Source organism: Marinitoga sp. 1155, assembly GCF_001021175.1.
Classification (GTDB): Bacteria; Thermotogota; Thermotogae; order Petrotogales; family Petrotogaceae; genus Marinitoga.
This window is the reverse complement of the sequence record NZ_AZAX01000012.1, coordinates 109,343-121,801: the sequence shown is the minus strand read 5'-3', so window position 1 is coordinate 121,801 and position 12,459 is coordinate 109,343. Positions and strand designations below refer to the sequence as shown.

The window sequence follows — 12,459 nt, the reverse complement described above, 5'->3', positions numbered from 1 at the left end:
TTATGAATAAAATTGATCGAAAGTATCTTCCATATGTGGAAACAGAAGGAACAGTAAAGTGTTTTTATTGTGGTGAATCTTATATTATAGATAAACAACAGAAATTACACACTATAATAATAACAGAATGTCCCTATTGCGGAAGACAAAATATAAATATAGTCACCAATAGTATAAAATATATTGATGAAGTATTAGACAAGATTGAAAAATTAAAAATAGAATTATTATCATTGAAAGAATCATTGAAAATAGAAATGCAAGAGAAGGGTTGTGTTGACAATTATCCTGAGATTTATATGAAAAAAAATAATGATCCAAAACTTATATAGGGGGGTGATAAAATGAAAATTTTAAAAATAACGATGTTGTTTGTAGCTTTGATATTATTCTCATTAATTGTTTTTGCAGACACAGAAAAAGAGGATGAAGATGATATTTTACATCTTGAAGAAAGAGGATGTAGTAGTTGTCATAAAGTTGTAACAAGAGGTGAAGAGGTGTTTGATTACACGTTATATGCAGAAGTAAAGAAAATAGAAGAACATCCAGCTCTAAGAAAAGAAACTGTAGATGAACAGGGCGTTTTATATTGTTTATTATGTCATGAGAATTTAGGGGAAAAGTCATTTAAAAAGATAATTCATCCAATTCATTATTTTAGTGAACATTTTGATGGGAATTGTTTTTCTTGTCATGATATTTCAGATGAGGGAGAATTTAAACTTTTTGATGAAGTTTGGAAGAATAATAAAGAATTAGATTCTTCTGAATAAGGAGATGATAAGGAGGTGATTAATATGAAAAAAATCTTAATATTTATAATTTTAGTAAGTTCAGTATTTATTTATTCTATTGACCTGATTTCCGTCAAGGTAGAGAAAGGACCAAAATTGGATGGGATAATTGATGAAGTTTGGAAAAAAGCGAAACCTATTGAATTAGATCTTAAGGTTCCTAGTTACTTTGAAGGTTTTAATAATCCTGAAGTTGCAAAAATAAATGAAAATGAATATTTTTATAAAGTAACTTTAAAATCTGTTTATGATAATGATTATATATACTTTCTTGTTCAATATAAAGATGATAAAATGACTATTAAGAGACAACCCTGGATGTTTAAAGATGGAAAATGGGTTCATGGTCCAAAACATCCGATAATAAAAAATGGAAAAGTAATTGAACCTGCAATGTATGAAGACAAATTTGCTTTTTTATGGAATATTAATGATTCTATAAAAGGATTTAATGAAGTAGGTTGTATGGTTGTTTGTCATCCGCCATATAAAGCAACAAATTCATCTGAAGAAGTTGGCGATATTTGGCATTTTAAATATGTTCGGTCAGGAACAGTTGGTCAAACCGATGATAAACATTTAATATATTCTGAAACTAATGGTAGAAAAGGAGACATGAAAACTAGTGGAGGATATAAAAATAATGATCAAACAATAAATAGAATAAAAGTTCCAATGTATTGGTTACCTGGAAAAGGTGAAAGATATTGGATATATACATCCGAAATAAGGCTTGGAGAAGCTAAAAGAATAGTTAAAATTAAAGGTACAGATTTAATTGATGAAGATGGAAATGTCGTGCCAAAGGATATTATGATTCCTGGTATAATAGTAGAACCATTTAATGGTGGGAGAGGAGATGTTTTAACGGAGGCAAAATGGAAGAATGGTATATGGACAATTGAATTTAAAAGAAGATTAGTTACAATAGGCGATCCAATAGGATATGATATAGAGTTTGATGACTTGTCGAAAACGTATTATTTTGCTGTTGCATTGTTTGATAATGCAGCAACAGAACACGCTGTTCATTTTGGAGCTATAGCATTAAAGTTTAAATAAAGATTAACAAGCCTCCTAATGGAGGCTTGTTAATTTATTTTGAATGTATTATCGATATATTCTGAAAGCCAGTTATATTGTTTTTTAAAAGATTGAATTTTTTTGAATAATATTTTTTTTGAATAATTGATAATATCATTTTCTTCTAAAAAAATTAATAATTTTTCCCATTCTTTGTTTTCTATTAAGAATTTTACATTATTTAAATCTTTTTCGAAAGCTAAAATAATAGGAAAAGATATTATTCCATTTTTTATATCTAAAAAAGTGCTTTTTCCAGTATTTTCTGTTTTTTTAAAATCATTAATATCATCGAATATCTGGTATAATATACCTAAAGTTTCTCCAATTTTATAATCTTTTTTATTAAAACTTCTTTTGAAAATTGAAGGAAGACTAGCAGACAAACCAAATAATGCTCCCGTTTTACCTTTTATTATTTCAAAATATATTTTTTTTGAAATAATTTTATTTTTATTCAATTGTTCTATTAATTCTGCTTTTGCCATATTTTTGAGTGAATATAAAAAATATTCTCTCAAAATATTTAAATTTAAAGATTCTATGAGTTGAAAAGCTATAATTAAAATAATATCTCCAACGGTGATAGCAGTTTCTGTAGAAAAAATGGTATTTATAGTTTTTTTATTTCTTCTAATTTTTGCACCATCTATTACATCATCATGTAATAAAGAAGCTAAATGTATTAATTCTATAGCTGCAAAAGTATGAATGTGTTGTTTGTTGATTTTAAATGAATACTTATCAAACATCAAAATACCAAGTTGTGTTCTGAGCATTTTACCATATTTTGGAAGAGATTCAAAAATAGGTTTCGGTAAATTATTTTTTAAAGATTTTTTCATTATTTTTATTACTTCAAGTTGATAATTCATTATATTATCCATATTTATATCCCCCATAGTTTATTTAAAATAAAAAATAATAATTAATATAATATAAAATTTTTAGGAGGCGAATACATGTTTAATCAAAAACATATAAGATATGCATTAAGAATAGTTTTAAGATTATATTTGGAAAATAAAGTATTATCTTCAAAAGAAATAGCACAAAAAGAATTTTTATCATATAAATTTACAACAAAAATTTTATATTATTTAAAGTCAAAAGAGATTATTAAATCTATTCAAGGGAGAAGAGGAGGTTTTTACGCTCACAAACCATCGAATGAGCTCTTTTTATTGGATATTATAAAAGCATTTGATCAGGACATATCTATTGTTGTATGTGTTGAGAATTGTCCGAAATTCAATAATTGCAAAGCTCAAAATTTCTGGAATTGGATGAATAAAATTTTTTATGAAATAATAAAAAATGTATCCATTAAAGATATTCTTGAAGGAAAATACAGTGAAAAAATATTATTATTAGATTTTCTCTAATTAACTAAAGCTATTAAAATAGTGATAGTTAATATAATCTCTGCAATAGCGGAAAAACGATCAACCATTGCAATTTCTTTTTTACTTGAATGATGTAAAAATTTTTTAAAAATGTGAATGTATATAAAAAGTGAAAATAATGACAATACTGCATAAAAGTTGAAAATACCTATGTAAATTAAATAAAAAATAAAAAAATAAATTGAAATCGCAAGGATTAAATAAAGAATAATAGATTTTTTTTCACCTAAAAGTATAGGTAACGTGATTATTTTGCTTTTTTTATCATGTTCTATATCTCTTATATCATTTGAAAGAAGTATTAATATTGTGGATATTCCGATTGGTATTGAAAGTAAAAAGACAATATCTGAAAGATGTTTTGTTTGAACATAATAAGAACCAAGCACCATTAAAGGGCCCATTAAAGTAAACACAAGAGGAATTCCAAGTGCTTTGTACTTTAAATGCAAAGGAAATCCAGTATAAGAGTAACCTAATATAATTCCCAATAAGCCAAACCAAAAAATGCCAATACCTACTTTATAAATCAGAAATAAACCTAAAATTATGGATAAAATATAAGATATTATACTTATGATAAAAATATCTTTGGGTTTTAAAATATTATTAATTAATAAACCACTTGACCCTAAAGAATCTTTTGTGTCAATGCCTTTTTTAAAATCAAAATAGTCATTTGTAGTATTTACACCAGCATGAATAAAAATTGCAGCGAGAAGCGAAATAATGTATAAAGAAAAAGAGAAATTTTCAGCAATCATTGCACCAGCAGTTACAGGTAAAATAGTAGCAATAAAAGAAAAAGGTCGAATAGCAATTAAAATATTTTTCAACAAAATCCCACCCCTAAAAATAGTTTTTTAAAGCAAAATGAAAAAATCCGAGAATTTCTATTATAATTATACCAGAAATTCTCGGATTTCAAAAGTATATATTATCCTTTTACAGATCCCTGGGTTAAACCACCAACAAGATATTTTTGCATAGATAGGAATAATAATACCATTGGGACTGCGCCAAGTAAAGCGGCAGCTGTAAATAATCCCCATTCAGTTTCAAACGGACCGGAAGAAAAAGTTTGTAATCCTACAGCATAGGTGAAGTTCTGTTCGCTTGCCAGAACAATTCTTGCTAATACAAATTCATTAAAGGTTCCCATAAATGAAAGTATAGTGACTACTGCTAAAATAGGTGAAGCAAGTGGCAAAACAATTAACCAGAAAGTTTGAAATCTTGTTGCTCCATCAATCATAGCAGATTCCTCTAAAGAATCTGGTATAGTGTCATAATATCCTTTTATTAACCACATATTGAATGAAACTCCCCCAAGATATACAAAAATCAATCCGGCAAGTGTATCAAGTCCTATAAACCCAAAATAATCCCCCATGAATTTTAAAATTCCATATAATGCTACCATATACATTATTGCAGGGAACATCTGAATTAACATTAAATATAAAAGTCCTTCTTTTCTTCCAAAAAATCTCATTCTACTAAACGGATAAGCTGCAACAGCTGTCATCAAAACTGTTAATATTGATGTAACACCAGCTACGATTATAGAATTTAACAACCATCGTAAAAATGGTTTTCTTTGTTTTGGATTCCATTTATCAAGTAAATCATAAATATCTGCATCAATTTTTCTCAAATCAGTTTTTAATGATTTATATTTTACTGAATCTGCAAGATCTGAAACAATTCTTGAAGACCTTGAAATATTTGCTTTTACTGGGCCAAATTTAGAATTATATATTGAAGAAATTTCAAGAATAGGTAATATATCAGCTGTGTATCCATTATAATTAATTTTCAAATAATCATTTGCATTACTTTTTAATTTTTCTATATTGGGGTTAATTTCAGAGATCAGTTTTTCAAAAGAATTCATACTAAGGTAAAATTTGTTTTTAGCTTCTTCTATATTATTTCTCAATGTAAATACGATTAAATCTCTTTTTAGAGGTTTATAGAATTCAAATAATTTCGAATTCAATAAATCTGCAAAAAATTCTGATTCATAATAATTTTTTATTTCTAAGTTGGAAAAGCTTTTTATTATAAGGAATTCCCCGTATTTTTTTAATTTTTTAAAATTGTCTAATACGGTTTTATTTTTATTATATAATTCATCATATTTTGTAGAAAAAGCTTTTAGTTTAGAATCCAACTGATTATAGGAATTTTGATATTTTTCCAGTATTGCGAGATTATCTGTTAAATTTATTGTTAGTGCTTTTAAAGTATTTAATGTTGAATCTATATTATCTATTATTTCAAAAACGGTTTTATATGCTGGAGTAATGTATTCTAGATCGGGATTTATATATTCTAAATTATTTTTTAACCATAAGAATGATTCATAATATTTTTGTATTGAATCTTTGAATATTTCAAAATCTGACAATTGTTGTATTTTTTTATTAATGATTTCAAAAGTATTTGAAATGAAATTAATTTTCTCAGATAAAGCCATAACTTCAGTAGAATTAACTTTATCTCTTTTATAGTTTTTTAAAATATTCACGGCAGATTCTATTTTTAAACTATCTGGTGCATATAATTCTAAAAGAGATGTTAGATCGCTTGTATATTTCAATACAATGTTTTGTGATTTTGAAATATTGTTTTTTATTTTAGACAGTTCTTTTTGAATATTTTTTATTTCACTGCTGTAATTATTCATATTTTCTAAATCTTTTCCTAAAAATTTTTGTTCCAAAGCATTCATAGCATTATCTATATTTTTTGCTTTTGAAAGTATATTTTTCCATTCATTTGATAAATTTTTAATTTTGGTATTTAATATTAATAATTTTTCATTATTTTCGATCTTTACCCATTTTTTATAATTTTTTATTTTCCATAAGGTGTAATTTGGTTTTATTGAAAAGATGGTGTATATAGTATTATCATAATATTTGCTATTATCATCTGTTTTTTTAATGTCTGATAGCAAATTTAATATTTCAGTTCTTAGATAGTAATAGTTTGTGATTGCATTATTTAGTTCCTCTTTCTGAGAATTGATAGATTCTAAATTGACATCAGATAAAAACGAACCTTCTAAAAACAAATCCTCCATTTTTTCTAACTTTTCAAACTCTTTTATACGGGCTTTATTAATATCTTCTATAATATTATCCATATCTTTACCATACAATGATTTTTGCATATCGATAAATCTTTTCTGGATATTATTTAAATATTCATTAGTTTCATCTATATATATTTCAAAATCTTTTAATTCATTAAAGAGTTTCTTGTTTGCTTCATCAAAGGTTAATTTAGAATTTTCACCTATAAAATGTGCCGTTCCATTTATATCTTTTATTAATTCAGGGACAGTGGCTTTTGGGAATAGTAAATCCCTATAATAATTTAATGTAATTCTTGAGGAAAAAAGTTTAGGTGAAAATGCTGCATTATCTCTTCTTATTGATGTTGTAACGACCCAGACAAGAGGGAAAAGTACGAGAATTATAACTATTATCAAAAAAATATGTCTTAATATATAATTTTTTTTCTGAATCATCATTATCTGCTCACCTCTTCAAAAGCTCCTGATAATTTAAAGTTGAAATAACTAATACCAGATACAATTGCAAAGATCAATATGGAAATTGCGCTTGCAAAACCAAAATCTTGACCACGAGAACCCTCAAAAGCTAATTTATAAGTATATGAAATTAAAATATCTGTTGAACCTGCAGGTGTTGTAGCACCGGGCATGGCAGGTCCGCCTCCAGTTAATAAATAGATATTCACGAAATTATTGAAATTAAATGCAAAACTGCTAACAAGAAGGGGGGTTAATGATACCATCAATAATGGTAGTGTAATTTTTCTAAACTGAGTCCATCGCGTAGCTCCATCAATTGAAGAAGCCTCATATAGTTCGTCAGGAATACTTTGTAATGCTCCTAATGTAATTGTCATCATGTATGGGAAGCCAAGCCACGTATTTACCATTAAAACAGCAACCTTTGCCCAAAAAGGATCATTTAACCATTTTATTGGGTCTAATCCCAGATTTGTAATAATAAATCTATTAATAATACCATAAGTTTCATTGAAAAAACCATTTCTCCATATTAAAACAGAAATGAATGCAGGAACAGCCCATGGAATAATAAGTAGAGTTCTGTATAATATTCTACCTTTCATAAACTTATCATTGAGCATAAGAGCTAAAATCATACCAATAATAAAACTAAATAAAACACTTAGAGCGGCATATGTAAATGTCCATGTAAAAATTTTGAAAAAAGGTCCGGATATTTTAGGATCTTTTCTAATTCTGTCAAATTGATAAGTTCCTACAAAAGATGAATACCCTATTAATCTGATTAAATCTCCATTTTCGTTATAATCCCAGAATGCACTATCTCTGTCAATTAGTTCTTTATTTGTTCTTGTGTTAAAAATTATAGTTTTATAAGTTTTTTTATTGTTTACGAAAACGGGTTTTACTCTTAATTCATATATTCTATATGCTTCAGAGAATTTTTTGTATATGAATCTGGAAGAAAGTCTATAACGTTTTCCATCATAATTTTTAAGTTCTAGAACACCCAGATATTTTTTTCTTAATACTGAGTTATAAAATGAGGCATTTTTAAATGTTCCTGGGTCAGTTGGAGAATAAAAATAAACATATTTTGTACCTTTATTATCTTCAAAACCAAGAACATTATTCATTTTTTCATTAATAGAAAGAGCTCTAAATGTATCATCTAATTTTCTTTTTAAAAAGGCAGAGTAAGTTTTACCATTAATTGTAATATTCATATAATCTTCATTTATTGGTTTTAATTCAGAAAAAGCATTTTTAGGATTGCCTTTTGAATTATAAGTAATTTCCTGTGGTTTTTCTGATAATAATATCTCCTTATCATTATATAAGACTATAATAAAATCTTCAGTTGGTTTGAAATTTTTAAGTTTTATGAAAATCTTAAAATTATAGCTATTTCCGTTTTCGGGTTCATATAAATAATTTGGGTCATTAAGCAGAATTTGAATAGCCTGATCTCTTGTAAATAAATGTCCTGTTCCATAATTTGTAAAAGCTGTCTTAACAGTGTAATATATTGGATATACAGTTAAAATAAAAAGAAAGAACATTGCGGGCAAGGTGTATCTATATGGATATCCTTTTTTTGAAAAAATAGCGATATTAGCAAGTATTACAAATGCGCCGATAACAACTGAAAGTCCGTAATTTCCAAGACCGGATAATATAAATATAGACCATATTAATCCGGCATTCATGAGAGCGATTATAGAGTACAGTACAAATTTGCCAAGAGTTTTCATGGTGTCCCTCCCTTAAAATGTATGAAAAATTTTGATTTTTTACTATAAACAGTAATACTCAAATATTATAACATAAAATTAGCTTTTTTATCAATTTGAAAATAAAATATTATGTTAAAAAATAGGTGGTATAATTAAAATAAGAATATTTAAATATTGGGAAGTGAGAAAGTTGAATTATATAGCATTATGTTCAATAGGTTTAGAAAAAATATTGTCAAATGAATTAAAAAGGCTGAATTACAAAATAGAAAATGCAAATAATGGTATGGTAGAATTTTCTGGTAAAGTTTATGATTATTATAAGTTGAATTTAAAATTGAGAACAGCAGAAAGAATTTTTATAAAAATTGCAGAATTTAATGCGGAAAGTTTTGATGATTTATATGATGGTATAATGAATTTGGATTTGTCATATTATTTTCCTAAAAATGGTAAAATAATAGTTGATAAGGTAAGAACTTCAAAATCTATTTTATATAATCAATCAGTAATTCAATCAATTATAAAGAAAGCTATAATAGAAAAATTAAAAAAAGAATATAAAATAAATATATATAATGAAGAAACCGGAATATACAAATTGCGTGTATATGTAAAGAATAATATAGTAACTTTAACATTGGATACAACTGGCGAAGGATTACATAGACGCGGGTATAGAAAACTCGTAAGTGAGGCACCTCTTCGCGAAACTATTGCAGCGGCAATGGTTTTGAAAGCAGGTTGGAAAAGAAAGTATGTATTGATAGATCCTTTTTGTGGTTCAGGAACCATTCCAATAGAGGCAGCAATGTATGGGATAAATATGGATCCTGGAATATATAGGAGATTTTCATTTGAAACGTGGTCTAATTTTGATGAAAAAAAGTTTGTAGAATATAAAAAAGAATCTCTGGAAATTATTAAATATGGGGAGCTTAAACTTTTTGGTTTTGATAAAAATTTCAAGATGATAGAGATAGCACGAAAAAATGCTGAGATATTTAAACTAAATAAATTTATACGTTTTGAAAAAAGAAATATGGAGAGCATAAAATTAGATTATAGTGAAGGATATATAATAACAAATCCTCCATATGGTGAAAGGTTGAAGGATAAGGCTCATGCAGAAAAAATTTACGAACAAATGAGATATCTGAGGAAAACATTTCCATATTTCAACTATTCTATTATAACTTCACATGAAAATTTTGAAGCATTTTTTGGAAAGAAAGCTAATAAGAAAAAAAAGATTATAAATGGAAAACAAATATTATATATTTATGAATATAAAAGCTAAAGGTGATAAAATGAAAGAATATTCAATAAAAAAAATATTTAATAAGCAAAGTTTTCTTTTGCTTATTTTAATATTTGTTTTTTTGTTTCCGACAACAATATATTTTGATATAAAGGAAGAAATAAAGTATAAAAAAGGAATGTTTAATAAAATTACCAATATATTCTTTTCAGAATTAACAAAGGAAATAGACAATGAATTAGAAAAAGCAAAAAGTTATAATATAATAAAGGCTTCGGAGAAAGTATTAAATGCTTTAAAAGAGGTTGGAGCATTTAATGGATATTCAGTCATTGAAAATAAAGAATTATATAATTATTATTATAAAAAAAATAAATTATATTTAAGGATAATATATCTTCCACCAATTGTAAAAAATACAATTAGAAAAATTAATCTGGATAGTAATTATATTGTAATGGGATTTAATAGAAATATAATAGTATCAAATGTGGAAGTAGAAGAAAATATAAAGGAAATAAAATTGATTAATAATAATATTATAAAAATAGGGAAAAAATATTATTATGTAAGATTTAACGATAGCACTTACGGGGTATATCCAATATACGTTCTATTTGATATTAGTATGGATTTAAAGAGCTATATGTTAAATAAATCAATTCAATGGTCTGTATTAATAATTTTAATATTTCTAATTTCTTATATTATAGATAAAAAATTTTATTTAAGAATACAATATGCAATAGAAGATTTTTCCAGTGAAGTTGAAAGTATAGGAGAGAATATTTTAAATGGAGAAAAAATTGATTATCATATTTCTAAAACTTATATAAAAGAGATAGATCGAATAGGAAAAACTCTGGATAAAATGTTTAAAAATAATATAGATTATATATCTAAAAATAAAAGGTTGATACAAGAAATAATAAGTCTTCTTGGTAATATTTCAGAATTTAGAGATGAAATAACGGGAAATCATATAATTAGAGTTGGTAAAATATCAAAAATAATAGCTTCAAAAATATTAAAAGACAAAAATTTAATTGAGGATTACTATTATGCAGCGCAAATGCATGATATTGGAAAAATAGGAATACCTGATTCAATTCTATTAAAACCAGAAAAATTAACTGATGAAGAATATAAATATATGAAAAAACATGCGGAAATAGGTTATAAAATTCTAAAAAAAATAGATGATGGTTTTTTTGATCTCGCTTCAAGGATAGCCTTATATCATCATGAAAAATATGATGGAAGTGGATATCCATATGGATTAAAAGGTAAAGAAATTCCTATAGAGGGAAGAATAGTAGCGATATGTGATGTTTTTGATGCTCTTGTTTCAGAAAGACCTTATAAAAAAGCATTTTCCATTGAAAAATCTATAGAAATAATAATAGAAGAGAAAGGGAAACATTTTGATCCAGAAATTGTAGAAATTTTTCTGGAAAATATAGAAGAAATAAAAGGGATATATAGGGAGATGAAAAAATGAAATTTAAAGTAGTGCTGATAATTTTCATTGTAGTTTTAATCAGCATATATGCTATATTTCCCAGAAAAAATATAAATATAGTAACACAAATGTCTGAAAGTGAAACAAAAGGATTGGAAAAAATTTTAAACTCATATAAATTATTTCATATGGTCAAGTTTAATATTGAGAGAATCCCATTTTCGGGGCATTTTTCAAGGATAAAGCAACTGCTTGATTTAAATCATAAAATTGATATTGCAAGAGTAGATATAAAAATGCCTGAATGGTTTGAATCATATATAAAAGATAAACCAATATTACAATCAGTAGATTGCCTTGTTATGTTATATAATAAAAAACATATAAAAAAACCACCACGAACATTAAACGAATTATGGGATTATATAGAAAATAATATAAAAGATATATATGGAAATAATATTAATTCTCCAACATTTGATAAAAATAAAATTGAAGACTATGTATTTTATATGCCATATAATTCAGGATGGTGGATGAGCGCTATCTTTTTAAGTGAAGATAAAAATTTTTTAACTTCAAATGTCAATAAGAAAAGATTTATTAATATAGCGGAAAAAATAAAATTTTTATATAAGAATAATTTAATTCCAAAAATTACAGAAAATTTTTATGATGATATGATAAATATGTTTGTCCGTGGGGAAGTGGATATAATATTCAATGGCCCATGGAGTTTTTCTACATACAAGGAAAAAGGTTTTGATTTTGGAGTTTCAATTATCCCTTTTGGAATTGATGGGAGTTTTTCTCCAATGGGTGGACAACAATGGGTGTTGTTAAATAAATCAAGTGAAGCTGAAAAAGTAATGGAATATTTATCAAAAACAGAAGTGGCTAAAAAATTTTATAAATATAATAATACGATTATGCCAGATGAAAAATTTTTAGAAGAATTAGATAAAAAAGAAGATATAGTTGCAAAACAATTGAAAACAGCAATAAAAATTGATAAAAAAACAGATTATATATTATTTAAATTTTTCAGTACTGATTTTATAATGTATTTAAATGATAAGATGGATTCAGAAGAATTATATAATAGATGGCTGAAAATGGTAAAATAAAAAGGAGAATAAATTC

The 12,459-nt window shown here is 25.7% G+C and carries 11 protein-coding genes; 7 read left to right on the top strand and 4 right to left on the bottom strand.

The window, feature by feature from the left end:
• Positions 1-2 precede the first annotated feature (2 nt).
• From X274_RS05355 to X274_RS05345, 3 genes are read left to right on the top strand one after another with little or no spacing between them, the layout of a single operon-like run.
• Positions 3-332, top strand: a complete 330-nt coding sequence (locus tag X274_RS05355) for a hypothetical protein (protein ID WP_047265773.1) — start codon at positions 3-5, stop codon at positions 330-332.
• Positions 333-344: 12 nt separating this feature from the next.
• The gene (locus X274_RS05350; RefSeq protein ID WP_047265772.1) at positions 345-776 is read left to right on the top strand and encodes a hypothetical protein; all 432 of its coding nucleotides are present in this window, start codon (positions 345-347) and stop codon (positions 774-776) included.
• 24 nt (positions 777-800) lie between these two features.
• Positions 801-1,859, top strand: coding sequence for an ethylbenzene dehydrogenase-related protein (locus tag X274_RS05345; protein ID WP_047265771.1), 1,059 nt, complete (start codon positions 801-803; stop codon positions 1,857-1,859).
• A 29-nt stretch (positions 1,860-1,888) separates the two neighbouring features.
• Here the strand turns inward: X274_RS05345 and X274_RS05340 are convergent, their stop codons facing one another.
• Positions 1,889-2,767 (bottom strand): polyprenyl synthetase family protein, encoded by an 879-nt coding sequence (locus X274_RS05340; protein WP_047265770.1) that lies wholly within the window; start codon positions 2,765-2,767, stop codon positions 1,889-1,891.
• 75 nt (positions 2,768-2,842) lie between these two features.
• On the opposite strand from X274_RS05340, the gene X274_RS05335 reads away from it, so the two are divergent.
• A complete protein-coding gene (locus X274_RS05335; RefSeq protein WP_047265769.1) occupies positions 2,843-3,265 on the top strand; it encodes an RrF2 family transcriptional regulator in 423 nt (140 codons plus the stop codon).
• On the opposite strand, the gene X274_RS05330 is transcribed toward X274_RS05335, so the two are convergent.
• From X274_RS05330 to X274_RS05320, 3 genes are all read right to left on the bottom strand, one after another.
• Positions 3,262-4,122 (bottom strand): prenyltransferase, encoded by an 861-nt coding sequence (locus tag X274_RS05330; RefSeq protein WP_197073327.1) that lies wholly within the window; start codon positions 4,120-4,122, stop codon positions 3,262-3,264. The genes X274_RS05335 and X274_RS05330 overlap by 4 nt on opposite strands.
• A gap of 101 nt (positions 4,123-4,223) precedes the next feature.
• Positions 4,224-6,830 (bottom strand): sugar ABC transporter permease, encoded by a 2,607-nt coding sequence (locus tag X274_RS05325; RefSeq protein ID WP_047265768.1) that lies wholly within the window; start codon positions 6,828-6,830, stop codon positions 4,224-4,226.
• Positions 6,830-8,611, bottom strand: coding sequence for an ABC transporter permease subunit (locus X274_RS05320; protein ID WP_047265767.1), 1,782 nt, complete (start codon positions 8,609-8,611; stop codon positions 6,830-6,832). Before X274_RS05320 ends, X274_RS05325 begins: the two co-directional genes overlap by 1 nt.
• A 163-nt stretch (positions 8,612-8,774) precedes the next feature.
• Here X274_RS05320 and X274_RS05315 point away from each other — a divergent pair, with 163 nt between their 5' ends.
• The 3 genes from X274_RS05315 to X274_RS05305 are packed head-to-tail and all read left to right on the top strand — an operon-like array spanning position 8,775 to position 12,443.
• Positions 8,775-9,893: a THUMP domain-containing class I SAM-dependent RNA methyltransferase gene (locus X274_RS05315; protein WP_047265766.1), complete on the top strand. Its 1,119-nt coding sequence runs from the start codon at positions 8,775-8,777 to the stop codon at positions 9,891-9,893.
• On the top strand, positions 9,853-11,355 hold the full coding sequence (locus tag X274_RS11525) for an HD-GYP domain-containing protein (protein ID WP_052913183.1): 1,503 nt from the start codon (positions 9,853-9,855) through the stop codon (positions 11,353-11,355). Before X274_RS05315 ends, X274_RS11525 begins: the two co-directional genes overlap by 41 nt.
• Positions 11,352-12,443 carry an extracellular solute-binding protein gene (locus tag X274_RS05305; RefSeq protein WP_047265765.1) on the top strand — a complete coding sequence of 364 codons (1,092 nt, stop codon included), beginning with the start codon at positions 11,352-11,354 and terminating at the stop codon, positions 12,441-12,443. Before X274_RS11525 ends, X274_RS05305 begins: the two co-directional genes overlap by 4 nt.
• Positions 12,444-12,459: the final 16 nt, after the last annotated feature.